This is a genomic window from Parasphingorhabdus sp. NYA22, assembly GCF_976973735.1.
In genome coordinates this window covers 3,010,826-3,030,639 of the sequence record NZ_OZ333477.1, presented here as the reverse complement: position 1 = coordinate 3,030,639, position 19,814 = coordinate 3,010,826, and the positions used below count along the sequence as shown (strand labels likewise).

At 57.3% G+C, this 19,814-nt stretch carries 19 protein-coding genes; 13 read left to right on the top strand and 6 right to left on the bottom strand.

Features of this window, described 5'->3' with window-relative positions:
- Positions 1 to 5: 5 nt before the first annotated feature.
- Entirely contained in the window at positions 6 to 2,240 is a 2,235-nt protein-coding gene (locus ACWFTY_RS14430) for an acylase (protein ID WP_447526906.1), read from the top strand.
- A 78-nt stretch (positions 2,241 to 2,318) separates the two neighbouring features.
- Here ACWFTY_RS14430 and ACWFTY_RS14425 read toward each other — a convergent pair whose 3' ends face one another.
- The gene (locus tag ACWFTY_RS14425) at positions 2,319 to 3,581 is read right to left on the bottom strand and encodes an acyl-CoA dehydrogenase family protein (RefSeq protein ID WP_447524878.1); all 1,263 of its coding nucleotides are present in this window, start codon (positions 3,579 to 3,581) and stop codon (positions 2,319 to 2,321) included.
- 240 nt (positions 3,582 to 3,821) lie between these two features.
- On the opposite strand from ACWFTY_RS14425, the gene ACWFTY_RS14420 reads away from it, so the two are divergent.
- Entirely contained in the window at positions 3,822 to 4,247 is a 426-nt protein-coding gene (locus ACWFTY_RS14420) for a MarR family winged helix-turn-helix transcriptional regulator (RefSeq protein WP_339826553.1), read from the top strand.
- A 110-nt stretch (positions 4,248 to 4,357) separates the two neighbouring features.
- Here the strand turns inward: ACWFTY_RS14420 and nadB are convergent, their stop codons facing one another.
- Entirely contained in the window at positions 4,358 to 5,950 is a 1,593-nt protein-coding gene (gene nadB, locus ACWFTY_RS14415) for an L-aspartate oxidase (RefSeq protein ID WP_447524877.1), read from the bottom strand.
- A 103-nt stretch (positions 5,951 to 6,053) separates the two neighbouring features.
- Positions 6,054 to 6,992 (bottom strand): ABC transporter ATP-binding protein, encoded by a 939-nt coding sequence (locus tag ACWFTY_RS14410; protein ID WP_447524876.1) that lies wholly within the window; start codon positions 6,990 to 6,992, stop codon positions 6,054 to 6,056.
- Positions 6,993 to 7,530: 538 nt separating this feature from the next.
- Between ACWFTY_RS14410 and ACWFTY_RS14405 the strand changes: the two genes are divergently transcribed.
- From ACWFTY_RS14405 to ACWFTY_RS14355, 11 genes are all read left to right on the top strand, one after another.
- A complete protein-coding gene (locus ACWFTY_RS14405) occupies positions 7,531 to 8,073 on the top strand; it encodes a DUF4402 domain-containing protein (protein WP_447524875.1) in 543 nt (180 codons plus the stop codon).
- Between the two features lie 94 nt (positions 8,074 to 8,167).
- On the top strand, positions 8,168 to 8,377 hold the full coding sequence (locus tag ACWFTY_RS14400) for a zinc-finger domain-containing protein (protein WP_447524874.1): 210 nt from the start codon (positions 8,168 to 8,170) through the stop codon (positions 8,375 to 8,377).
- Positions 8,378 to 8,425: 48 nt separating this feature from the next.
- Positions 8,426 to 9,853 carry a metalloprotease TldD gene (tldD, locus tag ACWFTY_RS14395; protein WP_447524873.1) on the top strand — a complete coding sequence of 476 codons (1,428 nt, stop codon included), beginning with the start codon at positions 8,426 to 8,428 and terminating at the stop codon, positions 9,851 to 9,853.
- 36 nt (positions 9,854 to 9,889) lie between these two features.
- On the top strand, positions 9,890 to 10,423 hold the full coding sequence (locus tag ACWFTY_RS14390; protein WP_447524872.1) for a DUF924 family protein: 534 nt from the start codon (positions 9,890 to 9,892) through the stop codon (positions 10,421 to 10,423).
- Positions 10,417 to 10,935 (top strand): CPBP family glutamic-type intramembrane protease, encoded by a 519-nt coding sequence (locus ACWFTY_RS14385; RefSeq protein WP_447524871.1) that lies wholly within the window; start codon positions 10,417 to 10,419, stop codon positions 10,933 to 10,935. Before ACWFTY_RS14390 ends, ACWFTY_RS14385 begins: the two co-directional genes overlap by 7 nt.
- A 12-nt stretch (positions 10,936 to 10,947) precedes the next feature.
- Positions 10,948 to 11,505 carry a pyridoxamine 5'-phosphate oxidase family protein gene (locus tag ACWFTY_RS14380; RefSeq protein WP_447524870.1) on the top strand — a complete coding sequence of 186 codons (558 nt, stop codon included), beginning with the start codon at positions 10,948 to 10,950 and terminating at the stop codon, positions 11,503 to 11,505.
- A 3-nt stretch (positions 11,506 to 11,508) separates the two neighbouring features.
- On the top strand, positions 11,509 to 11,721 hold the full coding sequence (locus ACWFTY_RS14375; protein WP_447524869.1) for a putative signal transducing protein: 213 nt from the start codon (positions 11,509 to 11,511) through the stop codon (positions 11,719 to 11,721).
- Positions 11,718 to 12,548: a patatin-like phospholipase family protein gene (locus tag ACWFTY_RS14370; protein WP_447524868.1), complete on the top strand. Its 831-nt coding sequence runs from the start codon at positions 11,718 to 11,720 to the stop codon at positions 12,546 to 12,548. Before ACWFTY_RS14375 ends, ACWFTY_RS14370 begins: the two co-directional genes overlap by 4 nt.
- Before the next feature lie 141 nt (positions 12,549 to 12,689).
- Positions 12,690 to 13,028: a P-II family nitrogen regulator gene (locus tag ACWFTY_RS14365; protein ID WP_067201060.1), complete on the top strand. Its 339-nt coding sequence runs from the start codon at positions 12,690 to 12,692 to the stop codon at positions 13,026 to 13,028.
- A 15-nt stretch (positions 13,029 to 13,043) separates the two neighbouring features.
- Entirely contained in the window at positions 13,044 to 14,354 is a 1,311-nt protein-coding gene (locus tag ACWFTY_RS14360) for an ammonium transporter (protein ID WP_447524867.1), read from the top strand.
- A gap of 151 nt (positions 14,355 to 14,505) precedes the next feature.
- Entirely contained in the window at positions 14,506 to 16,080 is a 1,575-nt protein-coding gene (locus tag ACWFTY_RS14355) for a sodium:solute symporter family transporter (RefSeq protein WP_447524866.1), read from the top strand.
- Between the two features lie 29 nt (positions 16,081 to 16,109).
- Here the strand turns inward: ACWFTY_RS14355 and ACWFTY_RS14350 are convergent, their stop codons facing one another.
- The 3 genes from ACWFTY_RS14350 to ACWFTY_RS14340 form a co-directional block, all read right to left on the bottom strand.
- A complete protein-coding gene (locus ACWFTY_RS14350) occupies positions 16,110 to 17,699 on the bottom strand; it encodes a GMC family oxidoreductase (RefSeq protein WP_447524865.1) in 1,590 nt (529 codons plus the stop codon).
- The gene (locus ACWFTY_RS14345) at positions 17,633 to 18,673 is read right to left on the bottom strand and encodes a phosphatase PAP2 family protein (protein WP_447524864.1); all 1,041 of its coding nucleotides are present in this window, start codon (positions 18,671 to 18,673) and stop codon (positions 17,633 to 17,635) included. The genes ACWFTY_RS14350 and ACWFTY_RS14345 overlap by 67 nt, the downstream gene beginning before the upstream one ends.
- Before the next feature lie 222 nt (positions 18,674 to 18,895).
- On the bottom strand, positions 18,896 to 19,795 hold the full coding sequence (locus ACWFTY_RS14340) for a sterol desaturase family protein (RefSeq protein WP_447524863.1): 900 nt from the start codon (positions 19,793 to 19,795) through the stop codon (positions 18,896 to 18,898).
- Positions 19,796 to 19,814: the final 19 nt, after the last annotated feature.

Here is a 19,814-nt window from a genome sequence, read left to right as displayed (position 1 = left end):
ATATGATGCTGTCGGAGAGGAAAAAATACGTGAAAACACTTAAGCGTGTGGGCATCGGGCTGCTCATCATTGTTGTGCTGTTGGCAATCGGTCTCTCGGTCTGGGAGCCGCTGAGCATTAAAGAATCTGCTCCGCCACCGGATGGCTCTTATGAAGCGCGGATTGTCCGCGACGAGTTCGGTGTGCCGCATATATTCGGCAAGACCGATGCCGATGTCGCTTATGGCGTGGCCTATGCCCATAGCGAAGATGATTTTTCGACGCTGCAGGAAGTGACCGCGATGACGCGGGGCCGGATGGCCACGCTCAATGGGGCGGAGAGCGCGCCGATCGACTATATTGCCGCTTTGCTCGATGTGCGCGGCACGGTCAGTCGCAAATATGATGATCTGCCGGCCGATGTCCGCGCTGTGCTGGCTGGCTATGCGTCCGGTCTCAACGCTTATGCTGCCGATCATCCCGAAGAGGTCAAGCTGACTAAACTATTCCCCGTCAATGGTCAGGACATCGCCGCAGGTTTCGTATTGCGTTCGCCGTTTTTCTTCGGGCTCAACAATCCGGTAGAAGCGCTGGTGCAGAACAAGCCGCTACCGCGCGAAGGCGGCCCGCGCCTGTCCGACGAACCGGTCAAAACATCGATCCATCCGCTCAGCCCTGACAAGTTGATCGAGGATGATTCCGCCACACCCGTCGGACCAAACCCCAACGAAAATGGCTCCAACGCCTATGCGATTGCCCCGGACCGCTCACCCGAAGGCAAGACCCGCCTGATCTCCAATTCGCACCAGCCGTTGCGGGGGAATGTCGCATGGTACGAACTGGTTGTGCACAGCGAAGAGGGCTGGAACTTCGCCGGAGCGAATTTCCCGGGCTCGCCATTCCCGTTTCTCGGGCATAATGAATATCTCGGCTGGACCAACACCGTCAACCGGCCCGATCTGGTCGATGTCTACAAGCTCACACTGAACGACAAGAAAGACGCCTATCGTTTCGACGGCGAATGGAAGCCACTGGAAAAGAAACGCGTCTGGCTGAATATCAAATATGGTCCCTTTGTCATTCCCTATCCACAGATCGCCTATCGCTCGGTCCACGGGCCGGTAATCATGAACGACAGCGGCGCCTATGCGCTCCGTTATGCCGGTATCGACGAACTCGATATGCTGACCCAATATTACCGGATCAACAAGGCGAAGAATTTCGATGAATGGCAGGCAGCGATGGCGGGGCAGGGCGTTCCCGCTACCAATTTCATCTATGCCGATGCCGAGGGCAATATCGGGCTCTACTATAACGCGATGTTCCCCGACCGGCCCGAAGGCTATGACTGGCGCGGTGTGCTGCCCGGCGACAGTTCAAAGGCGCTGTGGCAGAAAACGCTGCCCTTCACCCGCGTTCCCGCGCTGGTCAATCCGGCATCGGGTTACGTCATGAACGCCAACAACACGCCATATATTGCTGCTGGGCCTGGGGACGAACTCAAGCCCGATAATTTCTCGCCGCTGCTCGGTGTCGAGGATGACCAGACCAACCGTTCGCGCCGGTCGATCGCGTTGCTGGAAAAGGCCAATGATGATGGCAAGATCACCGACGCCGAATTGTGGGCCATCAAATATGACACCGGCTACGAAAAGGCGGGCTATGCGAAAAACTGGCTGGACAGGATTGCCGCACTCGACCTGAAAGGCAGCGCGAAATTGCTCAAGGCGCAGCAATTGCTTGGCCAGTGGGACTGGAACCTGGATGGCAAGGGCCCGGCAGACGCGCTCGCGCTGATGGTGCTGCGTCCGGCCAACAAGTCGCATTATAACCGGGGTGAAATGCCCGATCCGCGCGAAATATTGCAGGACACGGTCGACCATCTGACGAAATATTTCGGCAAGATCGATCCGCCGATGATGGATGTGCTGCGGATGCGACAGGGCAATGTCGATCTGCCGGTTGACGGCGGCAATGACACGATCCGCGCCTCGACCCTGTGGGATGTCGAAGACGACGGACGGCTATCGGTACGGCATGGCGACAGCTATATCATGTTCATCGAATGGGCGAAGGACGGGAAGGTCCACTCCCGCTCGATCCAGCCGTTCGGCGCCGCGACCACGCGTCCGGATTCACCGCATTACACCGACCAGATGCAGTTGTTTGTCGACAAGAAGCTGAAGCCGGTTTGGTTCGATCCGGCAGATCTGGAGAAGCACAAGACGAGCGACAAGATGGTCGGGACGGCTGTCCGCTAGGATCAAGGAATCAATACCCCACACAGCAGAAAGGCCGGACATGATGTCCGGCCTTTCTTGTATTATGTGGTGATGAAATTAACGCTGTGGCTTGTAGCCTGCATTGCCCATCTCGTTGCGGCCGACGACCATATGGTGGACTTCATCCGGACCATCAGCGAGGCGCAATGTTCTTTGGTTGGCATACATACGGGAAAGCGGTGTCCATTGTGATACACCGGCTGCACCGTGGATCTGGATCGCCTCATCGATGATCCGGCATGTGATTTCGGGAACATAGGCTTTGACCATGGAAACCCAGACACGAGCTTGCTTGTTGCCCATGACATCCATTGCCTTGGCGGCTTTCAGAACCATCAGGCGCATCGCTTCGATATCGATGCGGGCGCGCGAAATAACTTCAAGGTTTTTGCCGAGCAAAGCCAGAGGTTGGCCAAAGGCTTCCCGGCTTCCGCCGCGATGGACCATCAGGTCCAGTGCCCGTTCTGCGACGCCAACGCTACGCATGCAGTGGTGGATGCGTCCGGGGCCGAGGCGCAGCTGAGAGATTTCAAAGCCGCGGCCTTCGCCGAGCAGCATATTCTCTTCGGGCACCCGGACATTGTTGAACTTGATATGCATATGGCCATGCGGTGCGTCGTCTTCGCCAAAGACATGCATTGGCCCGATGATCTCAACGCCTGGTGTATCCATAGGCACCAGAATTTGTGATTGTTGCGAGTGCGATGCGCCATCCGGGTTGGTCAGGACCATAGTGATCATGACTTTACAACGTGGATCGCCAGCGCCGGAAATGTAGAATTTCTCTCCGTTGATCACCCATTCGCCTTTTTCAAGAACAGCCTCGGTGCGAATATTCCGTGCATCGGACGAAGGATGCCCTGGTTCGGTCATTGCGAAAGCAGAGCGGATTTTGCCTTCGAGCAAGGGGACGAGCCATTCCTGCTTTTGTGCGGTTGTGCCGACGCGTTCAAGAACCTCCATATTGCCGGTATCGGGCGCGCTGCAGTTCATACATTCGGATGCCAATGAGTTTTGGCCCAGGATGCCGGCAATAAACGCATAGTCGAGGTTCTTAAGGCCTTCGCCCGATTCTGCGTCGGGCAGGAAGAAATTCCAGAGCCCTTGTGCGCGCGCCTTGTCTTTCACGCCTTCCAGCAATTCCAGCTGTCCGGGCGCGTAGCTCCAACGTTCTTCGCGATTTTCGCCCATGGCGTAAAATTGTTCGGTTATCGGATCTACTTCTTCGGCAACAAAGCGCTTCACCTTGTCATATAATATCCGGCCGCTGTCTGACATTCTCAGGTCATTCATTTCTGAATCATTGGGATCATGGGTCATTATCGTTCCTTTTCTAGTCTGTCTGGGCGGTCACATCCGAATTGACGAAGGTGGAAACGCGAGTCGTTATATATTTCAGTATTAAACTATATCACAACCATTGCAGATGACAATATCACGATACAGACGTTGATAATAGGGGGTAATCGCTTCTGATGTGTCAGTTTGGTGAGAGATTATAATTCACTATTGAACTTATAAATGGTTAGCAATTGTCCAGCGATGCGGTAATAAGAGGGTATGTCGGCAAGAAATCAGAGATTCTACTCGCGGCTCCAGCTAGCCGCCCACGCGCTCAAGAAAATTTCTGATCGCCAGTTGCTCGACGTCGCAGGCGTTACGACAGCTCAAATGTCGGCTCTGGCGTTAATAGCTTCCGAAGAAGCATCCACCCAGACTTTGTTGGCAAAAAGGCTCGGTCTGAATGATAGCGCGATCACCGCGATGATGCGTCGGCTGATTGATCTCGATCTGGTCGAACGGGTGCGGGATGACCAGGATGGCCGGGCATGGCTGTTAAAGCTGACCCAATCGGGTGCGGAGACCGTGGAAAGAGCAGGCGCAGCCGGTGATCAAGCCAGCATACAGGTTGACGCGTTGCTCGGCGAAAAGACAATTGCTACAGTCGTCGCCGCGATGGAATTGATCATCAACGAGTTGGATTGACGGCTCGGGTTGCTCAGCATTGATCAACGCGTCATCTACATCATCCTAGTGCTTCTGTTTATGATGCGAATTGCATCGCAACAAATGCGAATATCAGCGACACCGTCCTCTTAAGGCACCAAAACCGTATCTACCGCCTCCGGCAACAATTCCGGATAATCGGTAATATAATGCAGTCCCCGGCTTTCCTTTCGCGCCAGCGCTGACTTCACGATCAGGTCCGCGACCTCGATCAGGTTGCGCAGCTCGATCAGATCCTGGGTGACGCGAAAATTGCCGTAATATTCTTCGACTTCACCGCGCAGGAGGTTGATGCGGTTCTGGGCGCGTTCGAGCCTTTTGGTGGTGCGGACGATGCCGACATAATTCCACATGAAGCGGCGAATCTCGGTCCAGGTCTGCTTGATCACAACTTCTTCGTCGCTGTCGGTGACGCGGCTTTCATCCCAGGGCCGGATGGCGGGCGGGGCAGGCAAGTCATCCCAGTGCTCGGCAATATCCCGCGCCGCGGCATCGCCGAAGACGAAACATTCGAGCAGGCTGTTGGAGGCCAGCCGGTTCGCGCCGTGCAGCCCGCTCTCACTGGCTTCGCCGGCGGCATAGAGGCCGGGCAGGTCGGTGCGACCCGCGAGATCGATCAATATTCCGCCACAAGTATAATGTTGTGCCGGCACGACCGGGATCGGCCCCTTGGTCATGTCGATGCCCAGCCCGATCAACTTGTCATAGATATTCGGGAAATGACCTTTCACAAATTCCGGATCGCGGTGGGAGATGTCGAGATCGACATAGTCGAGCCCGAGCCGCTTGATCTCATGGTCATTGGCGCGCGCAACAATATCGCGCGGGGCCAGTTCCATCCGCTCCGGATCAAAGCGCTGCATGAAGCGGTCCCCGGCTTCATCGCCCGCATCTGCCGGCAGTTTCAGATGGCCGCCTTCGCCGCGCACCGCTTCGGTGATCAGGAAATTCTTGACCTCCAAATTATAGAGGCAGGTCGGGTGGAACTGCATCATCTCCATATTGGAAACCCGTGCGCCCGCCCGCCAGGCCATGGCAATGCCGTCGCCGGTTGCGCCGCGTGGTGCGGTGGAGAAAAGATAGGTCCGTCCGGCGCCGCCGCTCGCCATGATTGTCGCGCGCGATGTCAGCGTCTCGACATGACCGGTTTCATTGTTGAGCGCGTAAACGCCCCAGACATTTTTGGCGCCGGTCGGGGTCTCCGCATGGCGGTCGACGATCAGGTCAATCGCCACCATATGCGGGCGTAGCGTGATATTCGGATGGGCCGCAGCGGTATTCTGCAAGGCTTCCTGTACCGCCCAGCCGGTCGCATCATCGACATGAACGATGCGTCTATGGCTGTGCCCGCCTTCGCGAGTGAGATGCAGGACTTCCGCTTCCTTGTTGAAGGGGACGCCCATATCTTCCAGGCGTTCTATCGCGGCTGGTGCATTTTCGACCACAAATTCGACGGTTTCGCGGCGGTTCAGGCCCGCACCGGCGACCATCGTATCGTTGATATGATTTTCAAACGTATCGCCCGCATCGAGCACGGCGGCAATCCCGCCCTGCGCCCAGGCAGTAGAGCCGCCGGTCAATTCACCCTTGGCCAGTACCAGCACCTTGTGGGTGCGGGCCAGCGTGATGGCTGCGCTCAGTCCGGCTGCGCCGGATCCGACAATTATAACGTCATGGGTCAATTGATAACTTCCGTTCGTCCTGAGCCTGTCGAAGGACCGCTCTCCGCAAAATGCCGTGGTTCGACTGGTTCACCATTGTCGGTCACGGGTGCGCACATCTTCGTCACGCCGCTTTGGCGCGGGTCAGGTTGAGAAACACATCCTCGAGATCCGCTTCTTTCGTGGTGACCTCGACAATCGCAAAGCCACGTTCCTGTATCGCCGCCATCACGCCGCCGGCGTTGGTCCGGTCCTTGTTATAGGTGACCGCCACTGTGCGCGGGCCGATTATCTCGGCTTTTTCGAACAATGTATTGGCAAAGGAAACCGCATCCTGCGCCTCGCTGATATCGCGGTCCAGCGTCAGCTCGACGATCTTTTCGCGGGCCATATCGACCAGTTCGGGTGTCGGTTTATTGGCGATCAGCTTGCCGTGATTGATAATCGCGATGCGGTCGCACAGATTTTCTGCTTCTTCGAGATAATGAGTCGTCAGCACGATGGTCACGCCGGCTTTGTTGAGATCTACAACATATTCCCAGAGCTGTTGCCGCAGGTCGATATCGACGCCCGCGGTCGGCTCGTCGAGTACCAGAATCGGCGGGGAATGGACCATCGCCTTGGCGACCAGCAGCCGCCGCTTCATGCCGCCGGACAGGGTCCGGGCATAGGCATCGGCCTTGTCTTCCAGATGGACAGCGCGCAGCAATTCCATCGTCCGGCGCTTTGCTTTCGGCACGCCATAGAGTCCAGCCTGTACCTCCAGCGCTTCCGACGGCGTGAAAAAGGGATCGAAAATAATCTCCTGCGGAACAATGCCGATCGAGGCCTTGGCGTTGCGCGGGCTGTCATCAATATCAAAGCCCCAGATACTGGCGCTGCCGCCGGTCTTGCGGACCATACCGGAAAGAATGTTGATCAGCGTCGACTTGCCGGCACCATTGGGCCCGAGAAGCCCGAAAATCGAGCCGCGCGGCACGTCGAAACTGACGTCGTCGAGTGCCTGTTTGCCGCCGGCGTAGGTTTTGGAGAGGTTTTTAATCGAGATCGCTGCATCAGTCATTCGGGCGGCATACCCATATTAATTCCCATAATCAAAGGCTTTGGCAGAGGCATCATAGCGAGGGGAACAACACTTGCCCGACCGGGGGCAGACCCCTGACAATTGCTATTGGGCGACCGCTATGCAAGCCGGTACCAATCAGGTAATTGCAATATTAACCATGTTGCCGACCCATTTACTTCACGCCTGACGGCTAGGCCGCCGTGAATGTGGGACAATGAACATCCAGTCGGCCGTCGACATTCCGGGCGCGCTGCAAAATGCGCGCCTCGGGCAACCTCGTCATGGCTGTCGGGCCGCTACAGGGCGTCCATGTGGAGGAATGCGATGTTGCCGCCGACTTCCAGTGACCAACGGCTGGCCATCTATCCCGACAACAGTAGCGTTGCCGAAGCTAGAATATCCAGCATTGCCAATAAATATCAATGCCTTGTATCCTTATTTTCAAAGGTTACCGTGAATTTAACCATGCGGGTAAAGGTAAAATTACAACTATCGATATAAGACAGTTAACAACCGATATAGGACAGATTTTGTGATGACCAGAGAACAAATCTTACCACGCCTGATTGGTGGCCTTTTTGTCGTGCTCGTCGTTTTGACAGGTGCACCGGCTGCCTTCGCCCAAGCAACCGAGACTGACGCCAGAGCTGTGACCATTGGCCCGCTTTCCGTCGTCAAGACCAGGGATCTGCAATATGGCAACATCATTCCCGGCACCGGCAGTGGCACGATGTCGATTGATCCCCGCAACGGTGATATATCCATGACCGGCGGCGCCATCCGTGCCGGCGGAGTGGCCACTCCGGCGAATTTCATAATTTACGGCGGACCGAATCAAATTGTTGAAATATCGATTCCCGGATCCTTGTTCGTGACCCACACAAACGGCACCGACCAGATGCGGATTGATCGCTTGTCGATCGGCAACGGAAACCGGGATTTCAGCACCTTTGTACGCGGTCTGCTGGGAACGCTGGGCATTTATGATCTGACGGTTGGCGGGCGGCTGCGCTTCAATGGCAACCAGCAGACAGGGGCCTATAGCGGGTCCTTCATCATGACCGTCGACTATCAGTAATATCGGGCAATGATATCGGCCAATGATATCGGGTAGCGATCGGCGGGCGTCAGAAAATATTGCGCCCCCGCAAATCTGTTGCTAATTCACCGGGATGATCGAAACTCCCGAAATCGTCAAAACTTCCAAAAAACGCGTATCCTGTGACGGATCGACCGATATTGCGGGCGGTGCCGCCTTGGGCCATCCCAGAGTCTGGTTGGAAATCGACGAAAAAGGCTATGTCGATTGCGGCTATTGTGACCGGCGATTCGTTCTTACCGGCGGTCCCGCGGACATCTCTCCGGCGCTGTCCGAAGAATAATCCGACATAGGGGGTGCAAGGTCCCCAATATATTTCTATATATAGGGGATGACAAAAAACCTTGATCCCCGCTCGTTTCTATATCGTCCCGATGGCCTCGACCCGGAGCGCGCCAAAGCGCTTGTTGCCGACAGCCTTTCCGCTTGTGACGATGGCGAACTTTATCTGCAATATAGCGCGGTGGAGAGTTTCGGCTTTGACGATGGTCGTCTGAAGACCGCCGACTATAGCACCGACAGCGGCTTTGGCCTGCGCGGTGTGTCGGGCGAGATGACCGGTTTTTCCTTCAGCAACGAAACCAGCGAGGCGGCGATCAAGCGCGCTGCAGAGACGCTGAAATTGCTCGACCCGGCCAAGGGCGAGAAAGCCCCGCCCCCGCGCGGCAACAACCGCCATCTCTATGGCGAAGCCAATCCGCTGGAAGCGATACCCTTTGCCAAGAAAGTCGCGCTCTGCCAGCAGATTGATGCCGCAGCGCGCGCCCGCGATCCCCGCGTTGCCCAGGTTTCCGTCGGTCTGTCCGGCAGCTGGAGCGTTGTCGAAATCGTTCGTCCCGACGGCTTTGTCGCCACCGACGTTCGCCCTCTGGTGCGGCTCAATGTATCAATTGTCGCAGAACAAAACGGCCGGCGTGAAAGCGGCAGCTTCGGCATGGGCGGGCGTTATCTCTATGACGAGCTGTTCGAAGAAGCGCGCTGGAACCGCGCTGTCGACGAGGCCTTGGCGCAGGCGCTGGTCAACCTCGAAAGCGTAGATGCGCCAGCGGGCGAACAGACCGTCCTGCTCGGCCCCGGCTGGCCCGGTATCATTCTCCACGAAGCGATCGGTCATGGCCTCGAAGGCGATTTCAACCGCAAGGGCACCAGTGCCTTTTCCGGCAAGATCGGCCAGCGCGTCGCTGCGCCCGGCGTCACCGTGGTCGACGATGGTTCGATCCGGGAGCGGCGCGGTTCGCTCAGCATCGATGACGAGGGCACGCCGACGCAGGAAAATATCCTGATCGAGGATGGCATATTGAAATGCTATATGCAGGACCGGCTGAACGCGCGCCTGATGGGCGTTCCGGCAACCGGCAACGGCCGTCGCGAAAGCTATGCCCATGCGCCGATGCCACGAATGACCAACACGTTCATGCGCGGCGGCAATGATGATCCGGACGAGCTGATGAGCCGGGTGAAGAACGGCATCTACGCCAAAAGCTTCGGTGGCGGGCAGGTCGACATCGTCTCCGGTAAATTCGTCTTCTCCTGTACCGAGGCCTACAAGATCGAGAACGGCAAGCTCGGCGCGCCGATCAAGGGCGCGACGCTGATCGGTGACGGCCCGACCGTGCTGACCAAGGTCGCCGGTATCGGCAATGACATGGCGCTCGACGAAGGCGTCGGCATGTGCGGCAAGGGCGGACAGTCGGTGCCCGCCGGCGTCGGCCAGCCGACCCTGCTGGTGGAAGGGCTGACCGTCGGGGGGACGGCGTAAGTCTGGAGCTGGCATGACGAAATCGGTATTATTCCAATGAACTGGCCTGCTGAAATATTGTCCTTCTGGTTTCAGGAGCTTGACCCCAAGGACTGGTGGGCCAAGAGTGATGCTACCGACGAGCTGATCGAGGAGCGGTTCCTCGAACTCTGGGAAGAGCAGAAATCGAAAACCGCCGACGATTTCCTGACTGCGCCGGAAACCGCGCTGGCCGCTGTCATCCTGTTCGACCAGTTCCCGCGTAATATGTTTCGTAATAGCGCCGACGCTTTTTCCACCGATCATCTGGCGCAGCAGATTGCCGAAAAGGCGGTGGACCTGGAGCTCGACGCGCAATTGCCCGAGGATCAGCGCGCTTTCCTCTATATGCCGTTCATGCATGCGGAAGATATCCAGCTGCAAAACAGGTCCGTCACCCTGTTCACCAAACTCGGTAGCAATCAGAAATTCGCCAATGAGCATCGCGACGTGATCGCGAAATTCGGTCGCTTTCCGCATCGCAACGCCGTTCTCGGACGGCAAACCCGGGACGAGGAACAGGCCGCCATCGACGCCGGGGCGAGTTGGTAGCCCCGGTGCCGGTCGCTGCGGTCAAGCAGACCTGGCGCGCGTTGCAAGTCTGGCCCGCCGGCGGTCGCTGGAAAGCCGCTCTGGGTATTGCGCTCCCGGCCGTTGCAGTTATCGTATTATCAGGATTTCTGGGCGGCTGGCTCCGCTTCGATCCCGTAACCGATCTCCCGTCGTCGCTGATCGCCGCCGCCATCCTGTTCGTCGTCCCCGCCCTTGTTGAAGAGCTGGTCTTTCGCGGCGTGCTGCTGTCCTGGTTCGCAACCGTCTCGCAACGCTGGGGCAACTGGCTTTCGATCGGTCTGTTCGTGCTCTGGCATCCGGTGCAAGCACTAACCTTCGGGCCGCCATGGTCGGCAATATTCCTGCAGCCCTCGTTTCTATTTGCTACGTTCATCCTGGGCATAGTATTGACCCATATCCGGATCGTTTCGCAGTCCCTGTGGCCTGTGATAGTGATCCACTGGCTGCTGGTTGCGGTCTGGAAGCTTCTGTTTGGCGGACCATTTTACTGAGAAGGGTGGAATATGGCGGAATTTTTTGATGCGCTGAATGATGATCATATCGCATTCATCGCCAAGCAGCCGATGTTCTTTGTCGCGACCGCTGCGGCGGACGGCCGGATCAATCTCTCGCCCAAGGGCTATGATGCGTTCCGGGTGATCGGGCCCGACCGCGTTGCCTATCTGGATTTGAGTGGCTCGGGAAACGAGACTCACGCCCATCTGGTCGCCGACGGCCGGGTGACCATCATGTTCAATAATTTTGCCAATCCCGCGCTGATCATGCGGCTCTATGGTACCGGAAAGCCGGTGCTGCCGCAGGATGCAGGCTGGGATGAACTGGCTGCACATTTCGACATTCTGCCCGGCACCCGCCAGATTTTCGACATAAAGGTCGACAGCATACAGACCAGCTGTGGCTGGGGCGTACCGCAGATGGAATTGAAGGCCGAGCGCGAAACTTTGGTCAAATATCACCGTCAGGCCGATCCGGAGGCCTGGGTGGCCAAGTCCGCCGGCCGGATGAAAAGTATCGACGGCCTGCCGACACGCGCGACGGACCGCTATTTTGGCGAGCAATAGATCATGAGTCTGGTTGAACTTTCCCGGCATATGCACGGCGTCGAAGCGGAGATCATCCGCGGACGGCTGGAAGCCGCCGGCATCGGCGCGGTCTGTTTCGACAGCAATGTCAATATTGTCGAGGGCGCCGGCATCGCCTTGCCCGCCCGGGTGATGGTGCTGGCAGAGGATCTGGCCGAAGCGAAAGCGATATTGGCGGAGGACGTGTCATTATGACCGGTGCCGGAAAAATTTCCCTCGCGCTGGGCGGTGGAGCCGGTCTCGGCTGGACCCATATCGGCGTGCTGCGGGCGATCGACGATAGCCCGCTGGAAATCGCCGCCATTGCCGGCACATCGATGGGCGCCATTATCGGCGCGAGCTACGCCGTGGGCAAGCTCGATTATCTCGAGGACATGGCCCGCAACGTCAATTTCCGTAATATGCTTCGTTTCATGGACCCCTATTTCAAGCGCGGCGCGGTCATGGGCGCGCGCAATATCGAGAAAGAGCTGGAGACCGAACTCGGCCATCTCGACTTCAAGGACTTGCCCTTTCCGGTCGCGGCGGTCGCTGCCGACCTGCGCACCGGCGATACGATTGTGATGAAATCCGGCAAGCTGGTGCCGGCGGTCCGCGCTTCCATGTCGCTGCCTGGCATATTCAAGCCGGTCGAACATGAAGGCCGCCTGCTCGTCGACGGCGGCGCTGCCTTGCCGGTTCCGGTATCCCCGGTGCGGGCCCTCGCGCCCGAAGCCCTGTGCCTGTCGGTCAACCTGCAGGATGATTTCATCAATCGCTCGATTGCCGCAGGCATTACGGAGAACAGCGCCAAGGAACCCAATAGCATTGCGATCATCAAGGCTTCGGTCGGACTGTCGCTGCGCAACCTTGGCCGCTATTCTCTGGCGCTCGATCCGCCCGATTTCGCGATGTCGCCCCCGGTCGGCCATATCGACATCCAGAACTTCTTCCGCGCCGACGAACTGATCGATATCGGCCGGCGCGAGACCGAAAAGCTCATTCCTGCGATAATGGCGAAACTGGCCGAGCGGTCTGCTTAAAATTTGTGCACTTGTGCTGCAATGCACAATATTTACTCTTCCTTAAGAGTCTCAATTTCATCAAAATCGTTTGATTCCAATGCCTTCCGATTCTGGCACGCGCTTTGCTAAGAGTTCCCCGCAACAACAATAGGGGGCGTAATGAAATTTATCATAGCCATAATCAAACCGTTCAAGCTTGACGATGTTCGTGAAGCGCTGACCGGTGTCGGTGTGACCGGCATGACCGTAACCGAAGTCAAAGGCTTCGGTCGGCAAAAGGGCCAGACGGAAGTCTATCGCGGCGCGGAATATACCACCAACATGGTTCCGAAGCTGAAAATCGAGGTTGCCTGCAGCAGCGCTGTTGCGGCCCAGGCGGTAGAGGCGATCCAGACCGCCGCCGGAACGGAATCGATTGGCGACGGCAAGATCTTCACGCTCGGTCTCGAAGACGCCGTCCGCATTCGCACCGGTGAAACCGGCGACACAGCAATATAATCGGGGAAACAGATAATGAGAAAATTTTTGACGATTTCTGCAGGATTGGCGGTCATAGGTGCCGCTGCTCCTGCTCTTGCACAGGAGGCGGTTGAAGTGGCCGACCCCAGTGCGAATACAGCCTATATCCTCAATACGCTGCTTTTCCTGATCGGTGGATTTCTGGTCATGTGGATGGCCGCCGGATTTGCCATGCTGGAAGCAGGACTGGTCCGGTCGAAAAACGTGTCGATGCAGTGTCTCAAGAATATCGGACTCTATTCGATCGCCGGCATCATGTTCTGGGTCATCGGCTACTCGATTGCCTATCCGGGCTTTGAAGGCGGCTATTTCGGTATCGCTGACTTCCCTTATGCCATGCAAGGCGTTGGCGAAGCCGATGTCGACACCGGCTATTCGATTGCATCCGACTGGTTCTTCCAGATGGTCTTCTGTGCAACCACGGCGTCGATTGTATCCGGCACCGTTGCAGAACGGGTGAAAGTCATTCCGTTCTTCATCTTCGTGTTCGTGCTGACCGGGTTCATCTATCCCGTGATTGTCAGCTGGGAATGGGGTGCAGGCTGGCTCGATGCGATGGGCTTCAGTGATTTCGCCGGATCCACACTGGTCCACTCGACTGGTGGCTGGGCGGCTCTGGCCGGTGCCTTGATCGTCGGACCGCGTATGGGACGCTATATCAACGGCAAGGTTACGGTCATGCCGGGCTCGAGCATTCCATTGGCGACGCTGGGTACGTTCATCCTGTGGCTCGGCTGGTTCGGTTTCAACGGTGCATCGCAGCTCGCAATGGGCACGATCAGCGATGTCAGCGATGTCTCCAAGATCTTTGTGAACACCAATATGGCTGCGGCTGGCGGTGTTGTGGTTGCGATCATCCTGACTCAGCTACTGTACAAGAAGATCGATGTCACGATGGCACTCAACGGCGCACTCGCTGGTCTGGTCTCGATAACGGCTGAGCCTCTGGCTCCTTCGGTACCGCAGGCACTTCTGATCGGTGGTATCGGTGGCGCGATTGTCGTCTTCGCCGTTCCTCTGCTCGACAAGCTGAAGATCGATGATGTTGTCGGCGCCATCCCGGTCCACCTTATGGCTGGTATCTGGGGTACGCTGATCGTTCCTTTCTCCAACACCGAAGTGCCGTTTGTTGCACAGCTTACCGGTGTTGTCGCCACTGGCGTGTTCGTGATGGTCACGAGCTCAATCGTCTGGTTTGCGCTTAAATACACCATCGGTGTGCGTCCGACTGAAGAGCAGGAAATGCTCGGAATGGATATCGCCGAAGTGGGTGTCGAAGCCTATCCGGAATTTGCCAAAGGCTAACCAGTTTGGCGCCGGCCCTCTCCTCCCAAAATTCGGGTCGGCGCCTCACCTTGTTCCTCCTGCGAACAAATAACTTTATGGCCGGTGATGTGAAAACATCCCGGCCATTTTTTTGTCGGCAACAGATAATCACGGGCTACAGACCGGATAAATGAACAGTTTCGACTATCTGGTGGTCATCGCCTATCTCGCGGCGATGCTGATGTTCGGAATGTTCCTCAGCAAGCAGAATGGCGAAGGCGACTATTTTCTCGGTAACAAGGCGATAGGCTGGTTTCCGCTCGGTCTCTCGGCCATGGCCACCCAATTATCGGCAATCAGCTTTATCTCGGCGCCGGCCTTTGTCGGCTTGCGGGAAGGCGGCGGGCTGAAATGGCTGACCTTCGAATTTGCACTGCCCCTTGCGATGCTGCTGGTGATGTTCGTGATCATGCCGCCGCTCTACCGCTCAGGCGTGATCAGCATATTCGACTTTCTGGAGCAGCGGATCGGCCAGTCGACCCGCTTCCTGATCAGTGTCTCCTTCCAGATCGTCCGCGCCTTTGGTACCGGTATCATGGTCTATACGACCGGTATCATCATCGAGGCGGTTCTGGGCGTTCCATTCCTCCAGTCGATCCTGGCGATCAGCATAATCACCATCGTCTATTCCTTTCTCGGCGGCATCCGGGCGGTGGTCTACGCCGACGCGATCCAGATGGTGCTGATCGTCTTCGGACTGCTGGTCTGTCTGGCCTATGCGATCACGTTCATCGGCGGCTTCGATATATTCTGGGCGAGCATAGATCCGGAGCGGTTGCGGGTTGTGGACTGGACCTATGCGGGGCTTGTGACCGATGAATTTGCCTTGTTGCCGATGCTGTTTGGCGGCTTCGTACTCTATGTATCCTATTATGCCTGCGACCAGACCCAGGCCCAGCGGTCGCTCTCGGCCAAAAGTCTCGGGGATGTTCGCAAATTGCTCACGGCGAACGCCTTGCTGCGTTTTCCCGTGACGCTTCTCTATTGCATCACCGGCCTGGCGGTCGGCGTGATTGCATCGGGGGACAGCGCCTTTCTGGCGCTCATTCCGGATGATCGCCCGGACTATCTGATGCCCTTTTTCATTCTCGAATTTCTGCCCCATGGCATTATCGGCCTGTTGCTGGTGGCGATCATGTCGGCGGCGATGTCGACGTTGAGCTCGGCGGTGAATTCCCTGTCGGCGGTTACGATCGCGGATATGAAGGGCTTTGGCCTGCAGCTGGGAAATCCCGGGCAGGAAATCAGGCTGGCGCGCCTGCTGGCGCTGTTCTGGGGCGGGCTGATCCTCTATTTCTCGATCTATTCGGGCGATATTTCTGCCACGGTCATCGAAGCGATCAACAAGGTGGGATCGGCGCTCTACGGCCCGGTTCTGGGCGTGTTCCTGATCGCCATCCTGTGGCGGCGCAGAACCGTTCTGAGCAGCAATATCGGCTTTCTGTGCGGGGTCGCGCTCAATCTCTATTTCTGGCAGTTCCAGCCCGGCCTATTCTGGATGTGGTGGAATCTTATCGGACTGCTTGTGACTCTCTCGGTCGCAATCCTGCTGTCGCTGGCCTCGGGGAAAATGCCGCTTGCCGGTCGCCCAGCCAAATGGTCCAAGGAGCGTGTCTCGCCGAGCCACGTCCTCCTTGTGACGACAGGTCTTACCCTGTTCGTTTGTCTCATCATCCTGATTTCCCTGTCGATCGAGAGATTCTAGGCGCATCGACCAGTCGGCAGCGAAACCCGTTAGCCGGCCAGATCGGCCTTGATGAACTCCGCCGCCCGCTCACCGATCATGATGCTCGGAGCATTGGTGTTGCCGCTGATGATTTCCGGCATGATCGAGGCATCGGCGATATAAAGGCCTTCCAGTCCGCGGAATTTCAGCCGTGCATCGACAACCGCTTCATCATCTCCGCCCATCCGGCAGGTGCCGACCGGGTGATAGACGGTATCGGCGCGGTCACGGATCAGCTTGTCCAGTTCCGCGTCATTGTTGATGTCTATCGGATGCCTGTCGGTTGGTGAGAATTCGGTCAGCGGCGGTGTTTCCAATATCCGTTTCATGTGCCGGACACCTTTGCGCAGCGTATCGATATCCCGGTCATCATCGAGAAAATTCGGGTCAATGGCCGGCTGGGACTCCGGATCCTTGTCGTTCAGCCGGACCGTGCCCTTGCTATGCGGGCGCAGCACACAGGCGTGACAGCTGAAACCATGACCCTTGACCGGCTCGCGCCCGTGATCTTCGAGCATCGCCGGAACGAAATGATACTGGATATCGGGGGCAGGGACATCCGGACCGCTGCTCCAGAAACCACCGGCTTCGGCATAAGGCGTGGTCATGATGCCGGTCCGCTTGAACCGGTGCTGGAAGATAGCCTTGGCCATGCGCACGGTGCCGGCAAGCGAATCGCCGACCAGCTCTTTGGACTCGGTCTGGTAGCCGGAGACAAAATCGATATGATCCTTCAGATTGGCTCCGACTTCGGGCTTGTCGACAACGACATCGACACCCTTGTCTTTCAGATGCGCCGCCGGACCAATGCCGGACAATTGCAGGATATGCGGCGAACCGAATGCACCGGCAGACAGCACGACAGCCGCACGGGCGTTGATCGTTTCGCTGCCGGAACCGCGTTTGATCTGGACGCCGGTAACGCGCCCGTCTTTAATCGTCAGCTTCTCGACCAGCGATTTGGTCTTGATTGTCAGATTGGAGCGAGAGCGAGCGGGGTCGACATAGGCACGCGCCGCAGTCCAGCGTTCGCCGCCTTTTTGCGTGACCTGATAAATGCCCATGCCTTCCTGTTTCTCGCCATTGAAATCATCGAGAATCGGGATCTGCAGATTGCGCGCTGCTTCGACGAACGCAAGGCTCCCCGGGTTGGGCCATTTCTGATCGGACACCGAGAGCGGACCGTCGCCGCCGTGATAATCGTCGCCGCCGCGTTCGTTGCCTTCGGATTTTTTGAAATAGGGCAGGACATCATCATAGGACCAGCCGGCACAGCCTTGGGCCGCCCAATTGTCATAATCCCATTTATTGCCGCGGATATAGATCATCGCGTTGATCGCGCTTGATCCGCCGAGCCCGCGTCCGCGCGGCTGATAGCCGGTGCGGCCGTTGAGACCCTTTTGCGGAACCGTATCGAATTTCCAGTTGGTGCCTTTCGGTAGAAAAGGCAGCATTCCCGGCGTTTTCACAAGGAAATTATTATTGCGTCCGCCCGCTTCGATCAGGCAAACCGTGCGCTTGCCATCTTCGCTTAGCCGTCCCGCGACGGCACTGCCGGCGGAACCGCCGCCGATGACGATGTAGTCAAATTCTGCCATATTCCAGTCTCTCTCCATATTCGCTGTTTGCGTATTTTGGGGAGGCTATATTGTATTGCACCGGCCGTGCACAGGGCAAATAAACCGACAATCGCACCGCCGATCATATCGACCAGATAATGGGTTCCTTCAACCGGCGTCGAGAGCAGCATTGCCGCGTTGATCACCAGCAGCGGCCAGCGCAAATAGCGGCATTGCCACGCCATCGCGATATAGATGACGGCTGCTGCGGTGTGGAAACTGGGTGCGCACACCAGCCCCTGCAGCGCTCCCAGATCGACCGCACCGAGCATATTATCGCGCAACAGCGGCAGCAATTCGGCCTGATAGAGCGCGCTGGTCGGCATATAGGGAATCGGGCCCTGCCAGACATAGGCCAGCGGACCGGCCGCGGGCATGGCGAGGAACAGCAACATGGTGATCAGCGCCGCCAGCCAGAAAGTGAACAGGAAAAGCTGCGCCCGGGCGCGCTCGCCGCTCAGGGCCAGACCGCCGAGCAGTAGCACCGGCGACATGTAGATATTGGCATAGGCGATGCTACCGGCGGTTTGCAGCCAAGGATTGTCGACCACCAGCATATACCAGTCCAGCCATACGAATCCGAGAAAGGCGTCGATACGCGCCAGCGCCGGATCGACAAATCCGCTGGTGGCAGCGGCGGCAGGATAGGTCGCGGTCGCGCCGAGCAGGCTGATGAACAGAAAGAATCCGACATATTCGCTGAAGTCGCGGGCAACTCGTTGCCATCCGGCGACATGATCGCGCATCGCATAGCGGGTAGCCGCCAGCAGAATCAGCGTCAGGAAATATTTGCCGTTACTGACTTTGAGAAAGTCCATGCCGAGACCGGCCCAGCCCATCATGGCGATGACGATCATCAGGCTGCAGGCCAGCAGGCCCAGAATCCAGCTGGTCGGCACAATCCGCGAGGTCAGTGCCTGTCTGTCGATGTGAATGTCATTTGTGTCGCTCATGTCCATGAGCAGGCCCCTTGGCAAAAACCATCCGCAGGCCAAAAATATCTATATGCCAGCGCGCGCAAAGCGCGGCTGCTTCCCCCCGAAAATTCCAAAATGATTCCAATGCGCGACCCGCGTGCGAATCATGCACGACTGGAGAAGTCCTCAACCCTCTATATCGCGCTTGCGCTTTTTCTTACGGAAAGGATAGTAACAAATATGTAATCTTGTGCTGGACTAGTTCTCGATACTGTCGTGCCAGCGTTGCTTGATCATCTCGCTGCTTTCGCGGCTCCCATCATGGCTCCAGCCAGGCGGTTTGACGAGATAGTTCCACTTATGCCGCCACGGGGCCGACCACAGGTCTTTGGCGATGCCAATCCATTCATGAAAGGCGGCCCAGAACAGGTTGTAATTGGTCAGATTCTTGACGATGCCATATTGGATTTTTTCGGCATCGGTCTCCGGTTCATAGGTGCCGAACATTTTGTCCCAGATGATGAAAACACCCGCATAATTGCGGTCGAGATAGCGCGGATTGGTCGCATGATGGACGCGATGGTGCGACGGCGTGTTCATCACCGCTTCGAACCAGCGCGGCATCCGGTCAATCGCCTCGGTGTGGATCCAATATTGATAGACCAGGTTCAGTCCCGCGAGGAAAAAGATCAACGCTGGCGGAAAACCGATCAGAAACAGCGGCATCCGGAACAGGAAGCTGAGCGCAAAAAAGCCGGTCCAGGTCTGACGCAGCGCCGTGGTGAGATTATAATGCTGGCTGCTGTGATGAATGACATGTGCCGCCCAGAACCATCTGACCCGGTGTGCTGTGCGGTGGAACCAGTAATATGCGAAATCATCCAGCACGAAAGCCAATGGCACGATCCAGAGCGCGCTCGGCCAGCCTATCTCGATATCGAGGAGGCGATATTGATAGATCCACAGGCTGAGCGCCAGGACAAAGCCGCCGGTCAGGATGCCGGCGACAACACTGCCGGTGCCAAGGGCCAGGGATGTGAGAGCATCCCGGGTTTCATAACGGATCTTCTTATTCTTGCGGCTCCACAACCACTCCATGGCGACCGTGATGACGAACATCGGGACGGCCCAGTCAGTCGGGGATGGCAGGTTTTCCATGACTCCGGCTACTTACACA